21 protein-coding genes are annotated in these 23459 nt (G+C 70.1%); 18 read left to right on the top strand and 3 right to left on the bottom strand.

Translation table 11 applies throughout. From position 1 onward, the window contains the following. Genes ACFUCU_RS09535 through ACFUCU_RS09510 form a run of 6 tightly spaced genes read left to right on the top strand, consistent with a single transcriptional unit; the run spans position 1 to position 6376 of the window. A complete protein-coding gene (locus ACFUCU_RS09535; RefSeq protein WP_377972243.1) occupies positions 1–2166 on the top strand; it encodes a biotin carboxylase N-terminal domain-containing protein in 2166 nt (721 codons plus the stop codon). A 5-nt stretch (positions 2167–2171) separates the two neighbouring features. Continuing rightward, positions 2172–3347, top strand: a complete 1176-nt coding sequence (locus ACFUCU_RS09530) for an acyl-CoA dehydrogenase family protein (RefSeq protein ID WP_377972241.1) — start codon at positions 2172–2174, stop codon at positions 3345–3347. 20 nt (positions 3348–3367) lie between these two features. Then, complete coding sequence (locus ACFUCU_RS09525; RefSeq protein ID WP_377972240.1) at positions 3368–4150, top strand: CoA transferase subunit A; 783 nt, start codon at positions 3368–3370, stop codon at positions 4148–4150. Positions 4151–4152: 2 nt separating this feature from the next. Next, complete coding sequence (locus ACFUCU_RS09520; RefSeq protein WP_290258384.1) at positions 4153–4935, top strand: CoA transferase subunit B; 783 nt, start codon at positions 4153–4155, stop codon at positions 4933–4935. A gap of 17 nt (positions 4936–4952) precedes the next feature. Beyond that, positions 4953–5546 (top strand): MaoC family dehydratase, encoded by a 594-nt coding sequence (locus tag ACFUCU_RS09515; protein WP_377972506.1) that lies wholly within the window; start codon positions 4953–4955, stop codon positions 5544–5546. Then, the gene (locus ACFUCU_RS09510) at positions 5543–6376 is read left to right on the top strand and encodes an HpcH/HpaI aldolase/citrate lyase family protein (RefSeq protein WP_377972238.1); all 834 of its coding nucleotides are present in this window, start codon (positions 5543–5545) and stop codon (positions 6374–6376) included. The genes ACFUCU_RS09515 and ACFUCU_RS09510 overlap by 4 nt, the downstream gene beginning before the upstream one ends. Before the next feature lie 190 nt (positions 6377–6566). Here the strand turns inward: ACFUCU_RS09510 and ACFUCU_RS09505 are convergent, their stop codons facing one another. Beyond that, a complete protein-coding gene (locus ACFUCU_RS09505) occupies positions 6567–7361 on the bottom strand; it encodes a response regulator (RefSeq protein ID WP_377972236.1) in 795 nt (264 codons plus the stop codon). Beyond that, positions 7358–9001, bottom strand: coding sequence for an ATP-binding protein (locus ACFUCU_RS09500; RefSeq protein ID WP_377972234.1), 1644 nt, complete (start codon positions 8999–9001; stop codon positions 7358–7360). Before ACFUCU_RS09500 ends, ACFUCU_RS09505 begins: the two co-directional genes overlap by 4 nt. Before the next feature lie 172 nt (positions 9002–9173). Between ACFUCU_RS09500 and ACFUCU_RS09495 the strand changes: the two genes are divergently transcribed. From ACFUCU_RS09495 to ACFUCU_RS09485, 3 genes are read left to right on the top strand one after another with little or no spacing between them, the layout of a single operon-like run. Then, positions 9174–10193: a tripartite tricarboxylate transporter substrate binding protein gene (locus ACFUCU_RS09495; protein WP_290258379.1), complete on the top strand. Its 1020-nt coding sequence runs from the start codon at positions 9174–9176 to the stop codon at positions 10191–10193. A 2-nt stretch (positions 10194–10195) separates the two neighbouring features. Continuing rightward, entirely contained in the window at positions 10196–10735 is a 540-nt protein-coding gene (locus ACFUCU_RS09490; RefSeq protein ID WP_290258378.1) for a tripartite tricarboxylate transporter TctB family protein, read from the top strand. Then, entirely contained in the window at positions 10728–12260 is a 1533-nt protein-coding gene (locus ACFUCU_RS09485) for a tripartite tricarboxylate transporter permease (RefSeq protein WP_290258377.1), read from the top strand. Before ACFUCU_RS09490 ends, ACFUCU_RS09485 begins: the two co-directional genes overlap by 8 nt. Before the next feature lie 105 nt (positions 12261–12365). On the opposite strand, the gene ACFUCU_RS09480 is transcribed toward ACFUCU_RS09485, so the two are convergent. Next, positions 12366–13862 (bottom strand): lipase maturation factor family protein, encoded by a 1497-nt coding sequence (locus ACFUCU_RS09480; RefSeq protein ID WP_377972232.1) that lies wholly within the window; start codon positions 13860–13862, stop codon positions 12366–12368. 74 nt (positions 13863–13936) lie between these two features. Between ACFUCU_RS09480 and dxr the strand changes: the two genes are divergently transcribed. The 9 genes from dxr (at position 13937) to ACFUCU_RS09435 (ending at position 23390) form a co-directional block, all read left to right on the top strand. Beyond that, a complete protein-coding gene (gene dxr / locus ACFUCU_RS09475; RefSeq protein ID WP_377972230.1) occupies positions 13937–15151 on the top strand; it encodes a 1-deoxy-D-xylulose-5-phosphate reductoisomerase in 1215 nt (404 codons plus the stop codon). 11 nt (positions 15152–15162) lie between these two features. Then, positions 15163–16494 carry a M50 family metallopeptidase gene (locus tag ACFUCU_RS09470; protein ID WP_377972229.1) on the top strand — a complete coding sequence of 444 codons (1332 nt, stop codon included), beginning with the start codon at positions 15163–15165 and terminating at the stop codon, positions 16492–16494. A gap of 87 nt (positions 16495–16581) precedes the next feature. Further along, a complete protein-coding gene (locus ACFUCU_RS09465) occupies positions 16582–17328 on the top strand; it encodes a MarR family transcriptional regulator (RefSeq protein ID WP_377972227.1) in 747 nt (248 codons plus the stop codon). Next, positions 17325–17882: a hypothetical protein gene (locus ACFUCU_RS09460; RefSeq protein WP_377972226.1), complete on the top strand. Its 558-nt coding sequence runs from the start codon at positions 17325–17327 to the stop codon at positions 17880–17882. Before ACFUCU_RS09465 ends, ACFUCU_RS09460 begins: the two co-directional genes overlap by 4 nt. Positions 17883–17932: 50 nt before the next feature. Next, positions 17933–18226, top strand: coding sequence for a YciI family protein (locus tag ACFUCU_RS09455; RefSeq protein WP_290258370.1), 294 nt, complete (start codon positions 17933–17935; stop codon positions 18224–18226). Between the two features lie 48 nt (positions 18227–18274). Continuing rightward, entirely contained in the window at positions 18275–19441 is a 1167-nt protein-coding gene (gene ispG, locus ACFUCU_RS09450) for a flavodoxin-dependent (E)-4-hydroxy-3-methylbut-2-enyl-diphosphate synthase (RefSeq protein WP_290258369.1), read from the top strand. Further along, positions 19404–20291: a GNAT family N-acetyltransferase gene (locus ACFUCU_RS09445; protein ID WP_377972505.1), complete on the top strand. Its 888-nt coding sequence runs from the start codon at positions 19404–19406 to the stop codon at positions 20289–20291. The genes ispG and ACFUCU_RS09445 overlap by 38 nt, the downstream gene beginning before the upstream one ends. Before the next feature lie 483 nt (positions 20292–20774). After that, a complete protein-coding gene (locus ACFUCU_RS09440) occupies positions 20775–22583 on the top strand; it encodes a proline--tRNA ligase (RefSeq protein ID WP_377972224.1) in 1809 nt (602 codons plus the stop codon). A 12-nt stretch (positions 22584–22595) separates the two neighbouring features. Continuing rightward, positions 22596–23390, top strand: coding sequence for a sulfite exporter TauE/SafE family protein (locus ACFUCU_RS09435; protein WP_377972222.1), 795 nt, complete (start codon positions 22596–22598; stop codon positions 23388–23390). The last annotated feature ends 69 nt before the right edge of the window (positions 23391–23459 follow it).

Raw genomic sequence — 23459 nt, 5'->3', positions numbered from 1 at the left:
GTGACAGTAACCACCAGCACCCCCGCCGCCTCGACCTCCGCGCCGCTCTTCGGCGCCGTCCTGGTGGCCAACCGGGGCGAGATCGCCTGCCGCGTGATCCGCACCCTGCGCGCCCTCGGCATCCGCTCGGTCGCCGTCTACTCCGACGCCGACGCCGGCGCCCGCCACGTGCGGGAGGCCGACGCCGCCGTCCGGATCGGGCCTGCGGCCGCCACCGAGAGCTACCTCAAGATCGAGGCCATCATCGATGCCTGCCGCCGCAGCGGCGCCGAGGCCGTGCACCCCGGCTACGGCTTCCTCAGCGAGAACGCCGACTTCGCCCGCGCCCTGGAGCGGGCCGGCATCACCTTCATCGGACCCGGCGTCGAATCCCTGAACATCATGGGCGACAAGATCCGCTCCAAGAACCACGTCACCGGCTACGGCGTCCCCGTGGTCCCCGGCGTCGCCGAACCCGGCATGAGCGACGCCCAGCTGATCGAGGCCGCTGCCGGCGTCGGGTACCCGCTGCTGATCAAGCCCTCCGCCGGTGGCGGCGGGAAGGGCATGCACGTGGTCGAACGCCCCGAGGACCTGGCGGCCACGCTCGCGACGGCCCGCCGGGTCGCGGCCAGTGCCTTCGGCGACGACACCCTGTTCCTGGAGCGGCTGGTCACCACCCCGCGGCACATCGAGGTCCAGGTCCTCGCCGACAACCACGGCAACGTCATCCACCTCGGAGAGCGCGAGTGCTCCCTGCAGCGCCGGCACCAGAAGGTGATCGAGGAGGCCCCGTCCCCGCTGCTGGAAAGCCTTCCCGACGGCGCCGCCATCCGCGCACGGCTCGGCGAGGCCGCATGCCAGGCCGCCCGCAGCGTCAACTACTCCGGCGCCGGCACCGTGGAGTTCCTGGTCTCCGACGACGCCCCGGACGAATTCTTCTTCATGGAGATGAACACCCGCCTGCAGGTCGAGCACCCGGTCACCGAGATGGTCACCGGCATCGACCTGGTCGAATGGCAGGTCCGCATCGCCGCCGGGGAGGAACTCACCGTGGCCCAGGACGACGTCGTCCTCACCGGCCACTCCGTGGAGGCCCGGGTCTACGCCGAGGTGCCGGAGAAGAACTTCCTGCCCTCCGGGGGAGAGGTGCTGCTGCTGGACGAACGCGGGGGGATCTTCACCGCGCTCGAGGACGCGGACGCCGCCGTGCTGGACGCCCCGGTCCCGGCAGCGGCGGACCCGGACATCCGGATCGACTCATCGCTGCGGCCCGGCGCCGAGATCTCCAGCGACTACGACCCGATGATCGCCAAGGTGATCGCCCGCGGTCCGGACCGGGCCGCGGCCCTTGCGAAGCTGGACACGGCCCTCTCCCGCTACACGGTGCTGGGTCCGGAGACCAACGTCGAATACCTGCGGATGCTGATCAACGACGAGGACGTCCGCGCCGGCCGGCTCGACACCGGCCTGATCGAACGAAAAATGCCGGGCTTCACCTTCCGGCGGCCCGGCGACGCGGAGCTGATGGCGGCGGCCCTGCCGTTCTGGGTCCTCGCCGAGAGTCCCGCGGGCCTGGGCTCGCCCTGGGACAGCGTCCGCGGCTGGCGGCTCGGGGCACCGGCGGCGTGGACCATGAGCTTCGGCATCCCCGGCGGCGGGCTCGCCACCGTGGCGGTCACGTTCGTGGAGAACATCGACCTCGGCCGCGCCCGGGTCCGGGTCGACGGCGGCACCGAGCATGACGTGGCCGTGATCGGCCTCTCCGACGACACCATCGTCTTCGACATCGACGGCGTGGAGCACCGGTTCGCGCTCGCGCAGTCCGGGCACGACTTCCTTCGGGAAGACCCGCCCGAGTTCCTCTTCGTTGGCAACGAGGGCTGGTCCTGCCGGCTCGAGCCGCTGACCCGGGAAGCCCGGCTCGCCCGGGTGCTCGCCGCCGTCGAACGCGAAGAGGGCGCCGCGGACCCCGCGGTGCGCTCGCCGATGCCCGGCACTGTGGTGTCCGTCTCCGTGGCCCACGGCGACGCCGTCACCGCGGGTCAGGCGCTGGTGGCCGTGGAGGCCATGAAGATGGAGCACCAGCTCACCGCACCCCTGGACGGCACCGTCCACCTCAGCATCACCACCGGCGACCTGGTCAAGGCAGACCAGGTCCTCGCCACCATCCACCCACAGGAGTGATCCCCATGCCCGATTTTGAACTCAGCGAGGACTACCAGGACCTCTCCGACACCGTCCGCGACTTCGCCGACCAGGTGGTTGCCCCGGTCTCCGCCAAGCACGACGAGGAACACAGCTTCCCCTACGAGGTCGTCTCCCAGATGGCCGACATGGGCCTCTTCGGCCTGCCGTTCCCGGAGGAAGCCGGCGGTATGGGCGGGGACTACTTCGCCCTGGCCCTGGCCCTGGAGCAGCTGGGCCGCGTGGACCAGTCCGTCGCCATCACCCTGGAGGCTGGAGTCTCGCTCGGCGCCATGCCGATCCACCGCTTCGGCTCCGACGCGCAGAAGGAGGAGTGGCTGCCGCTGCTGGCCTCCGGCAAGGCGCTCGCCGGCTTCGGCCTGACCGAGCCCGAGGCGGGTTCGGATGCCGGCGGCACCAAGACCACCGCCCGGCTGGAAGGCGTCGGAGACGCAAAAAATTGGGTGATCAACGGCAACAAGGCGTTCATCACCAACTCCGGCACCGACATCACTAAACTTGTTACCGTCACCGCGGTCACCGGCCAGCAGGAGCGCCCGGACGGCAGCATCAAGAAGGAAATCTCCACCATCCTGGTGCCCACCAGCACGCCCGGGTTCACGGCGGAGAAGGCCTACAACAAGGTCGGCTGGAACGCCTCGGACACCCACCCGTTGACGCTCGACAACGTCCGGGTTCCGGAAGAGAACCTGCTCGGCACCCGCGGCCGCGGCTACGCCAACTTCCTCTCCATCCTCGACGAGGGCCGCATCGCCATCGCCGCGCTCGCCGTCGGCGCCGCCCAGGGCTGTGTGGACCAGTCGGTGAAGTACGCCAAGGAACGCAGCGCCTTCGGCCAGAACATCGGCAAGTACCAGGCCGTCGCGTTCAAGATCGCCCGCATGGAGGCCCGGGCCCACACCGCCCGCCTGGCCTACTACGACGCCGCCGCCCGGATGCTCGCCGGCAAGCCGTTCAAGACCCAGGCGGCCATCGCTAAGATGATCGCAGGCGAGGCAGCCATGGACAACGCGCGGGACGCCACCCAGGTGTTCGGCGGCTATGGCTTCATCAACGAGTTCACCGTGGCGCGCCACTACCGCGACTCCAAGATCCTGGAAGTCGGCGAGGGCACCACGGAGGTCCAGCTGATGCTGATCGCCCGCGAACTGGGCCTGTAGCCGCACGGAAGGACCTTTCGATGATCGACAAAGTTGTTGCCAGTGCCGCCGAGGCCGTGGCGGACATCCCCGACGGCGCCTCGCTCGCCGTCGGCGGCTTCGGCCTCTGCGGCATCCCGGTGGCGCTGATCGCGGCCCTGCACGAGCGCGGCGCCACGGACCTGGAGACCGTCAGCAACAACTGCGGCGTGGACGACTGGGGCCTGGGGATCCTGCTCAAGGACGGCCGGATCCGCCGGACCATCAGCTCCTACGTGGGGGAGAATAAGGAGTTTGCCCGGCAATACCTGGCCGGTGAGCTCGAGGTGGTCCTCACCCCGCAGGGCACCCTGGCCGAAAAGCTGCGCGCCGGCGGGGCCGGGATCCCCGCGTTCTACACGCCCGCCGGCGTCGGCACCCAGGTCGCCGAGGGCGGCCTGCCGCAGAAGTACGACGCCGACGGCAACGTCGCGGTGGCCTCCGCGGCCAAGGAGGTCCGCAGCTTCCACGGCGCCGACTACGTGCTGGAGGAGGCGTTGACGCCGGACTTCGGCCTGGTCCACGCCTGGAAGGGGGACCGGCACGGCAACCTGGTCTTCCACGCCGCCGCAATGAACTTCAACCCGCTCTGCGCCATGGCCGGAAAGATCACCATCGCCGAGGTGGAGGAACTCGTGGAACCGGGGGAGCTGGATCCCGGACAGATCCATGTCCCGGGCATCTTCGTCCAGCGCGTGGTCCTGGCCCCGGAGGCGGAGAAACGCATCGAGAAACGGACCGTGGCCGCCGCGCCCGCCACGCCCGCCGTAACGACAGGAGCCTGACCGTGGAGAGCACCCAGACCCCGGACGGCCCGGCCCGGCCCGAAACCGTCCGGCACGAATACCGCCCGCCCGCCGTCGAACACGGCGCCGTTACCGGTGGCGCCGACTCCGCCGCGCCGGCCAGGGGCTGGACCCGGAACGAGCTCGCCGCCCGCGTGGCGCGGGAGCTGCACAACGGCCAGTACGTCAACCTCGGCATCGGCATGCCCACGCTGATCCCGAACTACATTCCGGACGGCGTCGAGGTGGTGCTGCACTCGGAGAACGGGATCCTCGGCGTCGGGCCTTACCCGGCCGAGGACAGAGTCGACCCCGACCTGATCAACGCCGGCAAGGAGACCGTCACGGTCAACAAGGGCGCCGCCTTCTTCGACTCCGCCGCATCCTTCGGGATGATCCGCGGCGGCCACGTCGACGTCGCCGTCCTCGGCGCCATGGAGGTGGCGCAGAACGGGGACCTCGCCAACTGGATGATCCCGGGCAAGATGGTCAAGGGAATGGGCGGAGCGATGGACCTGGTCTTCGGTGCCAAGAAGGTGATCGTGATGATGGAACACGTTGACCGCAACGGCAACCCGAAGATCGTGGAGCGCTGCTCCCTGCCGCTGACGGGCAAGGGCTGCGTGGACCGGATCATCACCGACCTTGCCGTCATCGACGTCGTGACCGAGGGCGGGACCTCGCGGCTGGTGCTGCGGGAACTGGCTCCGGACGTGACCGCGGAAGAGGTGGCCGCGGCCACCGGCGCCGAACTTTTCGAGGAAGACCAGGAACTCTCCGTATGACCACCAGCCACTCCCACATGGACGCCGACGCCGGCGGCGCGGGCCGCCGCGTCATCGAACAGCGCGGCCTCTACTTCGACGAGCTCGAGGAAGGCGTCGCCTACGCGCACCGGCCCGGCCGGACCGTGACCGAGACGGACAACGTCCTGTTCACCACCATGACCATGAACACCCAGTCGCTGCACCTGGACGCCGCCTGGAGCGCCGGACAGCCCTTCGGCCAGCGGCTGATGAACTCCATGTTCACCCTGGCCACCATGGTGGGCCAGTCCGTGCCGCAGCTGACCCAGGGGACCATCATCGCCCAGCTGGGCCTGACGGATGTGTCCTTCCCGCACCCGCTCTTCCACGGGGACACGCTCTACACGGAGACGGTGGTGACCGGGAAGCGGCTCTCCTCGTCCCGGCCGGGCCAGGGCATCGTGACCATGGAGCACACCGGCCGGAACCAGGACGGCACCGTGGTGGCCCGCGCCACCCGCAGCTGCCTGATGTGGACCCGCGACGCGCACACTTCGCAGCAGGCGGGGTCGCAGCCGGCGTCGCAGCAAAATGGGTCGCGGGAAGCCGCGTCACCGGAGGCCGCCGAAAAGGGGAGAATCGAGGCATGACCTTCCTGATGGGCCCCGCCCTGCTCTTCTGCCCCGCCGACCGGCCCGAGCGCTACCAAAAGGCCGCCGACCGCGCGGACACGGTGATCGTGGACCTCGAGGACGCCGTCGCCCCCGCGGACAAGCAGCGCGCCCGCGGGGCCATCCTGGCCCAGCTCGGCTCGGCCGGTGACGTGCCCGAACTGGATCCCAGCCGGACCATCATCCGGATCAACCCGGCCGGGACCGAGGAGTTCGGGAAGGACCTGCACTGCCTCAAGCACACCCCCTACCGGCACGTGATGCTCGCCAAGGCCGAAAGCGCCGCCCAGCTCCGTGAGCTGGACGGCTTCAGCGTGATCGCCCTGTGCGAGACGGCGGCCGGGATCGTTAACGCCGCAGCCATCGCCGCCGAACCGAACGTGGTGGGCCTGATGTGGGGCGCCGAGGACCTGATCGCCTCCCTCGGCGGGACGTCCAGCCGGAACGACGACGGCGGCTACCGCGCCGTCGCCCTGCACGCCCGCTCCACGGTGCTGCTTGCCGCCCGCGCCGCCGGCAAGGAAGCGGTGGACTCGGTCTACGTCAACATTCCGGACCTGGACGGCCTGGCCGCCGAGAGCCGCGACGCCGTCGCCTCCGGCTTCGGCTCCAAGGCCTGCATCCACCCGAACCAGGTGGCCGTGGTCCGGGAGGCGTACGCCCCGTCCGAGGAAGAAGTGGCCACGGCGCGCGAGCTGCTCGACGCCGCCGCAGCCGCCGGAACGGGCGTCTTCCAGCACAAGGGCAGCATGATCGACGGGCCCATCCTCAAGCACGCTGAGGCCACGCTCCGCCGCGCCGGGCACTAGCCTTCAGGCCCGCTGGGGGCGGGACCTGCTGGCCTCGCCCTGAATTCTCATCGATTCGCCACAGATGGCCGAAATGCGAGGGTTCATAGCGGCCAACTCCGTCAAATGGGCGTAGGTTGCGGCCGAAACCCGCCCCGATCCACGCCGAAGAATGGGCATGCTCGTCGCAGCTGGTGGGGTATGGGCGTGCTCAGCGGCGCCAGAGGTAGCGGTTCTCCGGCCGGCCGGCGGCGCCGTACCGCGGGGTAAGCCGGGCGAAGCCGTTGACCACCAGGTACTCGAGGTACCGCCGGGCGCTGACCCGGGAGAGGCCCAACCTCAGCGCCAGCCCGGCCGCGGACACGTCCCCGGGACTGGCCCGCAGCGCCTCGATCACCGCGTCTAGGGTGGGCCGGGACAACCCCTTGGGCAGCCGCACCGCGTCCGCACCAGCGCCGGCACCGGTCCCCGCACCGTTCCCGCCGTCGTCGGCCCCTGACGCCTGACCTGACGCCTGACCCGCCGCTTGACCGGTCCCGGCCGCCGCAACAGCCCGGCGGGAAGGTGCCACCAGCCGGTCGATCCGGTCCTGGTCCAGCGGCCCGCCCGAGGACCCGGCCGCCAGCTCATCGCGCAGCGCCACGTACTCGTCCAACCGCTCGTTGAGGGCCTGCGAGGTGAACGGTTTCACCAGGTAGTGCAGCACCCCGCCGGCCATCGCCGCGCGGACCGTCTCCAACTCCCGGGACGCGGTGATCACCAGGACGTTCGTGGGCTGGTGCGGCCGGTTCCGGAGCTGCCGCAGCACCTCCAGCCCGGACATGTCGGGCAGGTGGATGTCCAGCAGGACCAGATCGGGCAGCAGCTCCGCGGCGAGGTCCAGTCCCTGCCGTCCCGAGTGGGCGGTGCCGACGACGTCGAAGCCGCCGCGGGCCAGCAGGAACCCGTGATGGATCCCCGCCACCGCCACGTCATCGTCGATGATGAGGGTGCGTATGCCGCTCATAGCCGTTCCAGTGCCGCCTTCCGTGGGGCGTCCGGCCCCTCCGGGGGAGCCGCCGCGGCGCTCCCCGCCGTGTGTGAAGTAGTAATCGTGCCGAAGGTGACCGTAAACCGCGCCCCGCCCAGGTCCGAAAGGGTCACCGCCGCCGTCCCGCCGCGCCGCCGGGCAACGCGCTGGACCAGGGCCAGCCCGAATCCGCGGGTGTTCACGCCGTCGGTATCCTTGCTCGTGACGCCGGGTTCGAACACCGCCTGCCGGTCCGCGTCCGGCACGCCCGGGCCGTCGTCCTCGACGGTGAGCACCCGGCCGCCGGCCGGGGTCTCGGCGAGGGCGACGGCCACGGTGCTGTCGTAGCCGGCGGCGTCCACGGCGTTGTCGATCAGGTTTCCCAGCACGGTGATGACGTCGTCGGTCCCGTCCGGGGAGCAGACCGAGTCCTCCGCGACCTCGATGTCGATCCCGCGCTCGGCGCACACCGTGGACTTGGCGATCAGCAGGGCCCGGACGCCGTCGTCGGTGATGCCGGCCGCCAGCGGTCGGTTCACGAAGCCGGCGTCGGCGGCGCTGCGGCCCAGGAACTCTACCGCCTTCGACTGTTGGCCCAGTTCCAGCAGCCCGGAGACGACGTGCAGCTTGTTCGCGAACTCGTGCGCCTGGGCCCGGAGCGCCTGCGTCACGTCCAGGGCGCCGTCCCGGTCCCGCAGCATGGCGTGCAGCTCGGTCCGGTCCCGCAGGATCAGCACTTTGCCCACCTCCCGGCCGTCCACCGTGGCGGCGTTGACCTTGCCCAGCAGGATCCGCTCGCCGGAGAGGACCAGTTCCTCGGTGCTGGACCCGGCCGCGAGGAGCCGGTGGATGCCCGGCTCCAGGGAGGCGGTGGCGGGGGAGCCGAGGATCTCCTCGCCCACGCCCAGCAGCCGCCGGGCCTCGTCGTTGACCAGCACCACGGTGCCGTCGGCGTCGACCGCCACGAGCCCCTCGCCCAGGCCGTGCAGCATGGCGTCCCGGGTCTCGAGCAGCGCAGCGATGTCCTCCGGTTCCAGCTTGTAGATCCGCCGCCAGACCAGCTTGGAGATGTACATCGCGCCGAGGGACCCCAGCAGTGCGGCGCCCACCAGCCAGCCGAAGAGCTGCGGCAGGTCCTCGTAGAGGTCGGCGGCGAGGGTGCTCTCCAGGACCCCCACGGAGGCCGACCCGATCACCGCCCCGTTCCGGTCGAAGATGGGCACCTTGACCCGCCAGGACTCGCCGAGGGTGCCGGTCTGGGTTCCCACGTAGATGTCCCCGGCGAGCGGGACGGACGGGTCCGTGGAGACGTGCTTGCCGATCTCCTCCGGGTTCGGGTGGGACTGCCGCACGCCGAACTTGTCCGTCACCACCACATAGGTGACGTTCGAGGCTTGCCGGATCACCTCGGCGATCGGCTGGATGGTTTCCGCGGGGGCGGGCGTGCCGAAGGCGTTGATGACCGACGGGAGCCGCGCCACGGACTCGGCCACGCCGATCAGCCGGCTCTTGTACGCATCGCGCAGCTGCGCCTCCTGCATGCGGATGGTCACGACGCCGACGGCGGTGAGCACGGCCAGGACGATGGCCAGCTGGAGGGCCACCAGCTGGAAGCGGAGCGGAACGCTGTGAAACACCTCACAAGTCTGCCACCCGGGACCGCCGCCCGGTGCCGGAAGCCGGCCACGATCCGTGACCAATATGACCACTACTACCTCTACGTCCTAATACTGTCCCGGCACGTTGGCCGCTCCTAGGGTCGGGGAAGTGATTCCAATGATGTGCATCACATGTGTCCAAGGAGAGATCATGACGTTCCACCACACCTTCACCCGCCGCGCCGCCCTCACCGCCGGAGCGGCCGGCCTGGCCCTCACACTCGCGGCCTGCGGCGGCAGCACCGGCACCGGCAGCGCCGCCGGCACCGGATCCGCCGCCGAACCGGTCAAGAAGCTCAGCATCATCGTCCCCGCCAACCCCGGCGGCGGCTGGGACCAGACCGGCCGGGCCATTCAGGCGGACCTGCAGTCCAACAAGCTCGTCAGCTCCGCCCAGGTCACCAACATCGGCGGCGGCGGCGGCACCAACGGCCTGGCCAAGCTGGCCACCGAAAAGGACGCCAACACCCTGATGGTGATGGGCTACGTCATGGTCGGGGCCGTCGAGACCAACGGCGCCAAGTCCCGCCTGGAGGACACCACCCCGATCGCCCGCCTCACCGAGGAGCCCCTGGTCCTGGTGGTCCCGGCGTCCTCGAAGTACCAGTCCGTCAAGGACCTGGTGGACGACATCAAGGCCAACGGCAAGGGTGTGGCCATCACCGGCGGCTCGGCCGGCGGCGCGGACCACATCCTGGCCGGGCAGATCCTCAAGTCCCAGGGCGTCGGCTCGGATAAGCTGAACTACATTGGCTACTCCGGCGGCGGCGAATCCATTGCCGCGCTGCTGGGCAACAAGGTCCAGGCCGGCATCTCCGGCATCGGCGAATACGCCGAACAGGTCAAGGCCGGCAAGGTCCGCGCGCTCGCCGTCTCCGGCAAGGGCGAGGTCCCGGCGCTGCCCGGCATTAAGCCACTCACCGAGCAGGGCATCGACGTCGTGCTGACCAACTGGCGCGGCGTGGTGGCCCCCGGCTCCATCGACGACGCCCAGAAGACCAAGCTGACCGAACTCGTCACCAAGCTGCACGAGACCGAGGCCTGGAAGTCCACCCTCAAGAAGAACAACTGGGACGACGCATTCCTGGCCGGCGACGGCTTCAAGACCTTCCTGGGCGAGGACATCACGAAGGTCAAGACCACGCTGACCGAGATCGGCCTGGTCAAGTAACAGTGTCCGCCCCAACAACAGAGTCCACCCACGTGGAGGCGCCCGCCAAGCGGCCTCTCGGGGAGATTCTCTTCGCCCTCCTGTTCGTCAGCATCGGCGCGGCGGGACTCCTGACGGCGGGATCCATCCCGATCCCGCCGTCGGAGACCGGCATCGGCCCCCGTGCCTTCCCCTACATCGTCTGCGGCACCCTCGTGGCCGTCGGCACCGGCATCGTCATCCAGGTCCTGCGCGGCAAGGTGGGCCAGGCCGAGGAGGGCGAGGACCTCGACGCAGACGCCTCCACAGACTGGGTGGCCCTGGCCAAGCTGGTCGGCTTCGTGGTGCTGCACATCGTCCTGATCGAACCCGCCGGCTGGCCCGTGGCCGCGGCGGTCCTGTTCAGCGGGGCGGCCTGGACCCTTGAGGCCAAGCCGCTCTGGAAGGCGATCGTCGTCGCTGTGATCATGGCACTGCTCCTGCAGTACGTCTTCGGCGGCCTGCTGGGCGTGTCCCTGCCCCCGGGTCCGCTCTTCGAGGGGGTGCCGTTCTTCCATGGATAGCATTACGTTCCTGCTCGACGGCTTCGCCAACGCCCTCCAGCCGGTCTACCTGCTCTACGCCCTGGGCGGCGTCTTCGTCGGCACCGCCGTCGGCGTCCTCCCGGGCATCGGCCCGGCCATGACCGTGGCGCTGCTGATGCCCATCACCTATGCCCTGGATCCGGCTGCGGCGCTGATCGTGTTCGCCGGCATCTACTACGGCGGCATGTACGGCGGGTCGACGACGTCGATCCTGCTCAACACCCCCGGTGAATCCGCCTCGATCGTCACCGCCCTCGAGGGCAACAAGATGGCCAAGGCCGGCAGGGGAGCGGCGGCGCTGGCGACGGCGGCGATCGGTTCGTTTATCGCCGGCACCATCGCCACTGTGCTGCTGTCCTTTTTGGCCCCCGTCGTGGCGGAATTCGCCGTCGGCCTCGGCCCGGTGGACTACGTGGCACTCATGGTGGTGGCCTTCCTCACCGTCGGCGCGCTGCTGGGCGCCTCGGTGCTCCGCGGGCTCGCGTCCCTGGCCCTGGGCCTGTTCATCGGCCTGATCGGCATCGACGACAGCACTGCCCAGCAGCGCTTCACCTTCGACAACCCCAATTTGGTGGACGGCATCGACATGGTGCTGGTGGCCGTGGGCCTTTTCGCCCTGGGCGAGGCGCTCTACGTCGCCTCCAAGCTCCGGCACGGTCCGGTGGAGGTCATCCCGGTCAGCAAGGGCAAGAACGCCTGGCTGTCCAAGGAGGACTGGAAGCGGTCCTGGAAGCCGTGGCTGCGCGGAACGTTCATCGGCTTCCCGATCGGCACGGTCCCCGCCGGCGGTGCGGACGTCTCCACGTTCCTGTCCTACGCGGCGGAACGGCGGCTGGCCAAGGGCGAGAACCGGCGCCAGTTCGGCAAGGGCGCGATTGAGGGCGTCGCCGGTCCCGAGGCGGCCAACAACGCCGCCGCCGCCGGTGTCCTGGTGCCGCTGCTGACCCTAGGTATCCCCACCACCGCCACCGCGGCGATGATGCTGACCGCGTTCCAGCGCTACCAGATCCAGCCCGGGCCGCTCCTGTTCGAAAACCAGGGCGCCCTGGTCTGGACCCTCATCGCCTCCCTGTACGTGGGCAACCTGATGCTGCTGGTGCTGAACCTGCCGCTGGTGGGCCTCTGGGTGAAGATCCTGCAGATCCCGAGGCCGTTCCTCTACGCCGGCATCCTGGTCTTCGCGGCCCTCGGGGCGTTCTCGGTGAACTTCTCGCCGATAGACGTCGGGGTGCTGCTGGTGGTGGGCATCCTGGGCTACTTCATGCGCCGCTACGGCTACCCCGTGGCGCCCATGGTGGTGGCGATGATCCTGGGGCCGATGTTCGAGGTGCAGTTGCGGCGCTCGCTGCAGCTCTCCCAGAACGACCCCACCGCGCTGTTCTCCACCCCGTTCGCCGTCGTGGTCTACGCGACCATGGCGCTGATCTTCCTGGGTTCCTGGTGGCTGCGCCGCCGGCAGGCCGCCCTGGAGGCGGTCACCGAGAAGGAATCCGTGTCCGTCTAAGGCGGGAGCATTAGCCAGGCCACCGCGCCTGTTTGCCACGAATGGCCGGAATGGTACCCACCATTCCGGCCATTCATGTCAGATCGCTGCGTTCCCGGCGGGCACTCAGTCCTCCGGCGGCAGGGACAGCGGCGGGATGGACTCCTCCAGCAGGATCCGGACCCAGCGCTGGCCGGTTGCGCGGAACTCCGCCCGGGTGGCGAAGCGGTAGTGGAAACTCCGGGCCCGCACCCAGCGCGGCCGGGCGCCGTCGAACGGGTCCTCCCGCAGCAGCCGCAGCGTGGGCCGGTCTGCCTCCAGCAGCTTCGCCAGGAACGCGTAGAACCATTGCTCGTGCACGCTGCGCAGCGGCAGGAACCACATCAGCCAGTCCAGCCGCAGGTGGTACGGCGCCCACTGCCGCGGCAGCCGGCGGACATCTCCGGGCTTGCCGCGGAACCCGTACTCCCGCCAGTCCGCCGTCTCGTCCGGCTCGGCGTCCAGGGTCCCCTCCACCACGATCTCGATCCGCTGCTTGGTCACCGAGCCGAACGCCCCGTAGGCATTGACCAGCTGCCAGCGGTTGAACGCGGCATTCATCAGCTGGTACGACGAGACCAGGTTCGCCGCCGGGCGGTAGCTGAGCACCAGCAGCAACACGGTGGCCAGGCTAACCAGCACCAGCCAGGGCAGCGGCGCCTGGGAGCCCTCCGTTGACACGACACCTCCCGCCGGCACTGCTCCCTCCGCCGCACCCGGGGGCCGCCAGCCGGACGGCAGGCCGGGGAACAGGGCGTGCAGCACCGGATCGCTCACCGCCGCGAAAGCCAGCAGGATCGCCATCCAGTTCAGCCACGCGAAGTTGCCGCTGGCCACCAGCCACAGCTGGGTGAACACCACGATCCCCGCGGCCACGGACGCCAGCGGCTGCGGGGCGAACAGGAAGAACGGCACGACCAGCTGGGCGCCATGGTTGCCCAGGACCTCCAGCCGGTGCCAGGCCTTCGGCATCAGGTGGGCCTGGCGGCTCAGGGGCCCGGGCATCGGCTGGGTTTCGTGGTGGTAGTACAGCGCGGTGAGGTCCCGCCACTCCCGGCCGCCGCGGATCTTGATCATCCCCGCCCCGAATTCCAGCCGGAACAGCAGCCACACCAGCAGGAGCAGGACGGTCCGCGGCGGGGGAGTCTGCTCCGAGCCGAGGAACCCTACGGTGAACCCAGCCTCCAGCAGCAGCATCTCCCAGCCGAACCCGTAGAACGTCTGGCCCACGTTCACGATCGACATATACAACAGCCAGAGCGCCAGGAACGCCAGCAACGGCAGCCACGGCGGCCCCTGCTGCGGCAGGCCCAGCACCAGGGAGGCGCCGATCACCATCCCGACGGCGCACACCGCGCGCAGCAAACGGTCCGAATAGTGCCAGGCGAACAGGGTGGGCCGGAGCGGGCGCCGGGCCCGGGCCAGGAGCGAGGGCGCCGGGAGCAGTCCGCGCTCGCCGAGGAGCGCCGGAAACTGGTTCAGCGAGGAGAGGAACGCGACCACAAAAACGGCCGCGACGCCGCGCTGCAGTACCTGCCGGGCGAATCCGTAGTCCGGCGCGTCAAACCAGGCCGTCCACTCCACGATTCCCACGGTACGCCGCCGCCGGACGGCGTCAAGGCGCGGCCGGGGCAGTGCCGGTGCGGGATACTGGAGGCATGAAGCCGCGCAGCATTGTCCTCCTCGGATCCACCGGGTCCATCGGTACCCAGGCCCTCGACGTCGTCGACGGGGCGCCCGACCGGTTCGAGATCGTGGCGCTCAGCGCGGGCGGCGGCAACCTAGAACTCCTGGCCCGGCAGGCGGTCCACACCCGGGCCCGCGCCGTCGGCATCGCCGCCGGCGACCCGGCAGGCCTGCAGCGCCTGATCGACGACGCCGCGCGCGCGGCCGGGGTGACCGGCTACCGGCCGGAGATCCTCGCCGGCCCGGACGCCGCCACCCGGATCGCGGAGATCCCCGCCGACGTCGTCCTCAACGGCATCACCGGCTCGATCGGCCTGGCCCCCACCCTCGCCGCCCTGAAGTCCGGCGCCACGCTCGCCCTGGCGAACAAGGAATCCCTGATCGTCGGCGGCGCCCTGGTCAAGGCCGCCGCCCGCGAGGGCCAAATCGTCCCGGTGGACTCCGAACACTCCGCCATCGCCCAGTGCCTGCGCTCCGGCACCGCCGCCGAGGTGGACCGCCTGGTCCTGACGGCCTCCGGCGGTCCGTTCCGCGGCCGGACCCGGGCCGAGCTGCTGGACGTAACCCCGCAGGACGCCCTGGCCCACCCCACCTGGGACATGGGCCTGATGGTCACCACCAACTCCGCCACCCTGGTCAACAAGGGCCTGGAAGTGATCGAGGCGCACCTGCTCTTCGACATCCCGCTGGAGAAGATCGACGTCGTGGTCCACCCGCAGTCCGTGGTGCACTCGATGGTGCAGTTCACCGACGGATCCACCATCGCCCAGGCCTCCCCGCCGGACATGCGCCTGCCGATCGCCCTGGGCCTCGGCTGGCCGGACCGGGTTCCCGGCGCCGCGTCCCCGTGCGACTGGACCCGGGCCACCAGCTGGACGTTCGAACCGCTGGACGCCGGCGCGTTCCCCGCCGTCGGCCTGGCCAAGGACGCCGCCCGCCGCGGCAGCACCTACCCGGCGGTCTTCAACGCCGCCAACGAGGAAGCCGTGATGGCCTTCCACGCCGGCCGGATCCGCTTCCCCGACATCGTGGACACCGTCGAGGCCGTCCTCAGCGAGCACACAGGATCCTCCGGGCTGACGGTCGAGGCCGTGCTGGATGCTGAAACGTGGGCACGCGCGCGGACCCTCGAGCGTTTGGCCGTAGGAACCCCCGCCACCCCCAGCCAGTCCGTGCCCAGGAAGTAGCCAGACCCAGCATGAGCCCCGTTCTCCTCTTCATCCTCGGCGTCGTCTTTGTCGTGATCGGCATCGCCGTGTCCATCGCCCTGCACGAGGTGGGCCACCTGGTGCCGGCCAAGCTGTTCAAGGTCCGCGTCACCAAATACATGATCGGCTTCGGTCCCACTCTCTGGTCGCGGCGCCGCGGCGAGACCGAATACGGCGTCAAGGCCATCCCGCTCGGCGGCTTCGTCTCGATGATCGGCATGTACCCGCCCAACCCGGAAGACGGCACCGTCCGGGCCTCCAGCACCGGCATGTTCCAGTCCCTGGCGGCCGACGCGCGGTCGCTGGCGCACGAGGAGATCGGCCCCGACGACCGGGACCGGGTGTTCTACCGGCTGCCGGTCTGGAAGAAGATCATCATCATGCTCGGCGGCCCGGCCATGAACCTGCTGATCGGCCTCGTGCTGACGGCCGTGCTGCTGATGGGCTTCGGCGTGGCGGGCTCCACCACCACCATCGCCGACGTCTCCAAGTGCCAGGTCAAGGCCGGGGAAACCGTGGACCCGAACTCGCAGGACTGCAAGCTCACCCCCGCGGCCGCCGCCGGACTGAAACCGGGCGACACAATCACCTCCTTCGACGGCAGGCAGGTCACCAACTGGGACGAGCTCACCGGCTGGATCCGGGCCTCGGCCGGCAAGACCGTCAGCGTCACGGTCCAGCGCGACGGCGCCCCCGTCACCACCACGGTGACCCCGGTGCTCTCCTCCCGCCCGGTGGTCGGCGCCGACGGACGGCAGGCCAAGGACGCGGACGGCAAGCTCCGCTACCAGGACGTCGGCTTCCTCGGCATCGGCCCGCAGTCGGCGCTGGTGCAGCAGCCGGCCTCGGCGGTGCTCCCGATGGCGGGGGAGAACATCAAGCAGATCGCCGGCGTCGTCCTGAACCTCCCGGCCCGCGTCGTGGGCGTGGCGCAGGCGGCCTTCAGTTCGGAGCCCCGGGACCCCAACGGCCCCATCAGCGTGGTGGGCGTCGGCCGGGTGGCCGGCGAGGTCGCCGCCATGGAACAGGTGCCGCTGCAGAGCAGGCTCGCCACCCTGGTGGGCCTGCTCGCCGGGCTGAACTTCGCCCTGGCCGTCTTCAACCTCGTCCCGCTGCTGCCGCTCGACGGCGGCCACGTGGCGGGCGCGCTGTACGAGGGTGCCCGGCGCCGGATCGCCAAGCTCTTCGGCCGGCCGGATCCGGGGGCGTTCGACATCGCCAAGATGCTGCCGGTGACCTACGTGGTGGCGGCGCTGCTGATGGGCATGTCCGCGCTGCTGATCTACGCCGACATCGTCAAACCGGTGAACCTTTTCGGCTGATTCCCGCTACTAAGCCATTTTGAACTGATTTTTGATAATCAGCTTTAGATGGTTGATCTTTCTGAATCAGCCGCCTAGGGTTGCGGTATGTACGTCCTGACGATTGACCAGCGCGGCAGCAGCACCGATGTGGACCGGGTCCCCGGCCTGCTGGCGGAGCTGGCCAGGCTGGTCCCCGGAGCCACCTTCGAACGCTCCGTCGGCGACGAGCTGCAGGGGGTGCTGCAGTCGCCGGCCGAGGCGGTGGACACCGCCCTGCATGTTCTCCGCGACGGCCACTGGTACGTCGGAATCGGCGTCGGGCCCGTGGACCAACCGCTGCCCGCCAGCCCCCGCGAGGGTTCAGGGCCGGCGTTCGTGGCGGCCCGGGCCGCGGTGGAGCGGGCCAAGGCCGCCGGGCACGTCCCCCTCGCCGTCGCCGCCGGCACCGCGGGGACTCCGCGCCGCGGTACGGCCTCCCGTCCGGCCGGCTCCGGGGATGGCTCCGGGGATGGCGCGGCCGTACCGCCGGGGGAGCGGGAGGCTGCCAATGCCGAGGCGGTCCTGCGGCTGATCGGCCGCCTGGTCCAGGACCGGACCGCGGCCCAGTGGAAGGTGGTGGACGCGCTCCGAAACGTCCGCGACGGGCGCGCCGGCACCCACGGCAGCCAGAAGGCCGCCGCCGCCGCGCTTGGAATCACGGAGCAGTCGGTGAGCCGTGCCCTGCTTCGCTCCGGCTGGCAGGAAGAATGGGCGGCACGGCCCGCGGCGGAAATGCTGCTGGCCCTGGCCGACGGCCAGACCGCGGGCGCGGACGGCCACGCCGCGCGCACCCCGAGCGAAGGAGACCGGTGAACGCCCTCTGGATCACACTGGCGCTGCTGATTGCGGGCTTTGCCGGCTGGCCGGTTACCGCCCTGGTCTTCCGCCTGGCCCGCACCATCGATGACAGGGCCGACGCCGGGCAGGCGGCCGACGCGGTTGACGGCACCACGGGCAGCGACGCCGACGCCGGTCCCGGCTGGAGCGACGATCCCACGGACGGGGCGGCAACCACGGCCGCCGGAACCCCGGCAGTCCCGGCCGCACCAAGCACCGAGACCCCAACCCCTGAGACTCCAGCCCCCGATAACCCAACCCCCGCGCCCGTCCCGGCGGCCGCCGTCGGCACCCGCATCCTGCGCGGCGGGGCGATCATCGGCGTGCTGGAACGCCTCGCCGTCGCCCTCGCCATCCTGGCCGGGCAGCCCGTGGCCATCGCCTACGTGGTCGCCATCAAGGGCCTGGGCCGGTTCGCCGAACTGAAGGAAACCCCGGTCGCCGCCGAGAGGTTCATCATCGGCACCCTCACCTCCATGCTCTGGGCCGCCGGCGTGGCCGCGCTGGCGAGGGTTCTGCTGCAGGCCTGAAACCGGGCCGATGGATGGGAACCCGACGGACTGGGGGATAGGGTAGCGGTATGACTGTTTTTGCTGTTGAGTACGTTTACGACGCCGAGTCCGCCGAATCCCGCGCCGCCGCCCGCCCCGCCCACCGGGAATGGACCGCCGGCCTGGCCGAGGACGGCACCCTGCTGGCCAGTGGCCCGTACTCCGACGGCGCCGGCGCGCTGCTGATCCTCAAGGCAGCCGACGAGCAGGCCCTGAGCGAGCTGCTCAAGCAGGACCCGTTCGCCGCCGCCAGCGCCATCTCCGGTATCCGCACCACGGCCTGGGCGCCGGTGACCGGCCTGCTGGCCGGCCACTCCGCCTAAGCGGCCCGCCCACCCTTCGCACTACGCTTCGATCCCAGAGGAGTCCCCGTGACCTCGGTCAGCCTCGGAATGCCGTCGGCACCGCCCCCCGTTCTTGCCCCGCGCCGCAAAACCCGCCAAATCAAGGTCGGCTCGGTCGGCGTAGGCTCCGACTTCCCGATCAGCGTGCAGTCCATGACGACCACGCCGACCACGGACATCAACGCCACCCTGCAGCAGATCGCCGAACTCACCGCCTCCGGCTGTGACATCGTCCGCGTGGCCTGCCCCTCCGCCGACGACGCGGAGGCGCTGCCCATCATCGCGAAGAAGTCGCAGATCCCGGTGATCGCGGACATCCACTTCCAGCCGAAGTACGTCTTCGCCGCGATCGAGGCCGGCTGCGCAGCGGTCCGGGTCAACCCCGGCAACATCCGCAAGTTCGATGACCAGGTCAAGGAAATCGCCCGAGCCGCCAAGGACCATGGCACCTCCATTCGGATCGGCGTCAACGCCGGCTCGCTGGAACCCGGCATCATGAAGAAGTACGGCAAGGCCACCCCGGAGGCACTCGTCGAGTCCGCCGTCTGGGAAGCCTCGCTGTTCGAGGAGCACGGCTTCCACGACTTCAAGATCTCGGTCAAGCACAACGACCCCGTCGTCATGGTGGCCGCCTACGAGATGCTCGCGGAAAAGGGCGACTGGCCCCTGCACCTCGGCGTGACCGAGGCCGGCCCCGCCTTCCAGGGCACTATCAAGTCCGCCACCGCCTTCGGCGCGCTGCTCTCCCGCGGTATCGGCGACACCATCCGCGTGTCCCTCTCCGCCCCGCCGGTGGAGGAGGTCAAGGTGGGCAACCAGATCCTGCAGTCGCTGAACCTGCGCCCCCGCAAGCTCGAGATCGTCTCCTGCCCGTCCTGCGGACGCGCCCAGGTGGATGTCTACACCCTCGCCGAGGAAGTCACCGCCGGCCTGGAGGGCATGGAGGTGCCGCTGCGCGTGGCCGTCATGGGCTGCGTGGTCAACGGACCCGGCGAGGCCCGCGAGGCTGACCTCGGCGTGGCGTCCGGCAACGGCAAGGGCCAGATCTTCGTCAAGGGCGAGGTCATCAAAACCGTCCCCGAGAACCAGATCGTCGAAACACTGATCGAAGAGGCCATGCGCCTCGCCGAAGAGATGGGGGAAGCCGATGGCGAAGATGCTGTCAAGGGTGGCCCCGTGGTTAGCGTTTCGTAAGGACGGAACCCAGGCCGGTGCCGCCGTCCGCCTCCTCGGCGCCGGCGACACCGGCACCCTCCGCGATCTTGCTCGGCGCGACCCCGTCGCGAACGTCTTCATCCTGTCCCACCTCGAATCCGCCGGCACCGCCGCGCCAACCGCCGGCGGCGCCAGCATCCTCGGCGTGTTCGACGGCGGGACCCTCGTCTCGGCCTGCTGGGCCGGGGCCAACCTGGTGCCGGTCGAACTGGACACCGACCTCGCACCCCTCATCGCGGCCGCGGCACACCGCGCCGGACGCCGCTACGCCTCCATCTTCGGCCCCGCCGAGGCCGTACTGGCGCTGCACGCGGCCATGGAGGACCTCGGGCACACCGCCCAGGAGATCAGGGCGGACCAGCCGCTCATGACCATCAGCGGCACGCCGCTGATCGAGCCCAACCCGGCGCTGGGCTTCGGGCAGATGGCCGACTTCGACCGCATCCTCCCCGCCTGCGCCGCGATGTTCGAGGAGGAGGTGGGCTACTCGCCCTACCTCGGCGGCCGCGAGTTCTACAGCCGGCGGGTCAAGGGGCTGATCCGGGCCGGGCACTCCATGGTCCACCTCGGCCCCGACGGCGAGGTCATCTTCAAGGCCGAACTCGGCGCCGTCACATCCGCCGTCACGCAGGTCCAGGGCGTGTGGATGAATCCCACCCACCGCGGGCTCGGCCTTAGCGCCGGGTACATGGCTGCCGTCGTGCTCCTGGCCCAGCGGCTCGCTCCGGTGACCAGCCTCTACGTCAACGACTTCAACGTCCGTGCCCGGGCCAGCTACGAACGGGTGGGCTTCGAACAGGCCAGCAGCTTCGCGACGGTGCTTTTCTAAAACCGTGCTCTTCTAAAACCGCGCTCTTCTGGGACGGTGCCTTTCCACCCCGCCCGAGACACGTCATGTCACCGACTTGTGACAAAAATATAAGGGCACACTCTTGTTTTGGCGACGGGGATCACATAGGTTCTAGCTAGCCGCGCCGAGAAGGCGCGAGCGGTCTCAGGGGGAAACCACCAACTGGCCCCGCAGCCGCCCGGAAGGGCAGGCTCGGGCCAGGGTTAACAGCCTTGATAAAAGCGGCACTGGGGTCGCGGGGCCGCGCCACGACGGATGACCAGCCGGAAACGGCCAGGGGCTTCCACGCCGGGGCGCGGCCCTTCCCATTCCCTGACGCCTGCCCCCTGCCGCCCGGACACATGCCACCCCGGGAACCCGCGTCGCCCGGGAATCCGCGCCGTGGCGAGGCGGTAGATTGGTAGCTGGACATTTCGTGCCTCCCCGGAGGCCCCGCATTTCTCAGAAACGGATACCCCTCCAGTGGTCCTTCGACTCTCCCAGCTGTTCCTGCGCACCCTGCGTGAAGACCCCGCCGACGCCGAGGTGGCCAGCCACCGGCTGCTGGTCCGGGCCGGTTACATCCGCCGCGCGGCCCCCGGCATCTACACCTGGCTGCCGCTGGGCCTGAGCGTGCTGCGCCGGGTGGAGCAGATCATCCGCGAGGAGATGACGGCGATCGGCGCCCAGGAGGTCCACTTCCCGGCGCTGCTGCCGAAGGAGCCCTACGAGGCGACCAACCGCTGGACCGAGTACGGCGAGGGAATCTTCCGGCTCAAGGACCGCAAGGGCAACGACTACCTGCTGGCCCCCACGCACGAGGAAATGTTCACCCTGCTGGTCAAGGACCTGTACTCCTCGTACAAGGACCTGCCGCTGAGTATCTACCAGATCCAGAACAAGTACCGCGACGAGGCACGCCCCCGGGCGGGCCTGCTCCGCGGCCGCGAGTTCATCATGAAGGACTCCTACTCCTTCGACGTCGACGACGCCGGCCTGGACGCCAGCTACGCCGCGCACCGCAGCGCCTACCTGAAGATCTTCGAGCGCCTCGGCCTCGAGGTCGTCCCGGTCACCGCGACGGCCGGCGCCATGGGCGGGTCCAAGAGCGAGGAATTCCTGCACCCCACCGAGATCGGTGAGGACACCTTCGTCCGGTCCGCCGGTGGCTACGCGGCCAACGTCGAGGCCGTCACCACCGTGGTCCCCGCGGAAATAGACTTCACCAACGCCCCCGCCGCCGAGGTGCGCGAAACCCCGGACACCCCCACCATCGACACCCTCGTGGCGGCCGCCAACGCCCTGGCGCCCCGCAGCGAGGCCGACGGCGCCTGGACCGCCGCGGACACGCTGAAGAACGTCGTGCTCGCCGTCACCCTGCCCACCGGTGAGCGCCAGCTCGTCGTCATCGGCGTCCCCGGCGACCGCGGCGTGGACCTCAAGCGTGTCGAGGCCACCATCGGATCCTTCCTGCCGATCGCCGGTGAGATCACCCTGGAGGCCGCCAACGAGGAAGACCTCAAGAAGCAGCCGCTGCTGGTCAAGGGCTACATCGGGCCGGGCCTGTCCCTGGACGCCCCGCTGCTGGGCTCCGAGGGCGCGTCGAAGCTGCTCTACCTGGTGGACCCCCGCGTCGTCAGCGGCTCCGCCTGGATCACCGGCGCCAACGAGGCCGGCAAGCACGTCTTCGGCCTTGTGGCCGGACGCGACTTCGGCTGGGACGGCGTCATCGAGGCCACCGAAGTCCGCGCCGGCGACCCCGCCCCGGACGGCTCCGGCCCGCTGGAAACCGCCCGCGGCATAGAAATGGGCCACATCTTCCAGCTCGGCCGCAAGTACGCCGAGGCCCTGGACCTGAAGGTCCTGGACCAGAACGGCAAGCAGGTTGTCGTCACGATGGGCTCCTACGGCGTCGGCGTCACCCGCGCGGTGGCGGCCCTGGCCGAGTCCAACCACGATGAGAAGGGCCTGGTCTGGCCCCGCGCCGTCGCCCCGGCCGACGTACACGTCGTCGCCGTCGGACGCGGCGAGGAGATCTTCGCCGCCGCCGAGAAACTCGCGCTCGAACTGGAGGCCGCCGGCCTCGAGGTCATCTACGACGACCGTCCCAAGGTCTCCCCGGGCGTGAAGTTCGGCGACGCCGAACTCGTCGGCGTGCCCACCATCCTGGCCGTCGGCCGCGGCCTGGTGGACGGCGTCGTCGAGATCAAGGACCGCCGCAGCGGCAACGCCGAGAACATCGCCGTGGACCGGGCCGTCGACCACGTGGTCAACGCCGTCCGCAACGCCTGACCCGCCCCGGGGATGCTTTCGGGTCTTGAATCAATCCAGCTCACCACCCTGATCCTGGTGGTGGTGGCCGGTTTCGCCGCCGGGTGGATCGACGCCGTCGTGGGCGGCGGGGGACTGATCCAGCTGCCGGTCATGCTCCTGGTGCCGGGCATCAGCCCGGTGCAGGCGCTGGCGACCAACAAGATGGGCTCCATCTTCGGCACCACCACCAGCGCGGTGACCTACTACCGCCGGGTGCGGCCGGACCTGCGCACCGCCATCCCGATGGCGGTGATCGCCCTGGCCGGCAGCTTCGGCGGGGCGATCCTGGCCGCCACCCTGCCGGCGAGCGTCTTCAAACCGATCATCGTGGCCGCGCTGGTGGCCGTGGCCCTGTTCACGGCGCTGCGGCCCAACGTGGGCGAGCTGACCAAGCTGCGCCACAACGGGCACCGCCACTACGTCATCGCCTGCCTGATCGGCGCTGTCATCGGGTTCTACGACGGCATGATCGGCCCCGGAACGGGGTCCTTCCTGATCATCGCGCTGGTGTCCGCCATGGGCTACGCCTTCCTCGAGGCCAGCGCCAAGGCGAAGATCGTCAACATGGCCACCAACGCCGGAGCCCTGCTGTTCTTCCTGCCGCACGGCTCCCTGCTCTGGGGCCTGGGCCTGGTCCTCGGCGGGGCCAACATGGCCGGCGGCTACCTCGGTGCCCGGACCGCCGTCAGCCGGGGCAGCAAGTTCATCCGGATCGTGTTCCTGGTGGTCGTGGGCGTGCTGATCATCAAGCTCGGCTCCGACGTCTGGCACGACACCCTCGGCTAAGACTCCTGAGCCCGCCTCCGTTGCCGGGCTCCGGGCGCCGGGCTCCCGGGGACCGCAGGGCCCTGCCGC

The sequence above is a fragment of the Arthrobacter sp. NPDC057259 genome (assembly GCF_042668995.1).
Taxonomy (GTDB): Bacteria; Actinomycetota; Actinomycetes; order Actinomycetales; family Micrococcaceae; genus Arthrobacter.
Note: the sequence above shows the minus strand (reverse complement) of the source record. Positions and strands in the feature narration are given on the sequence as shown.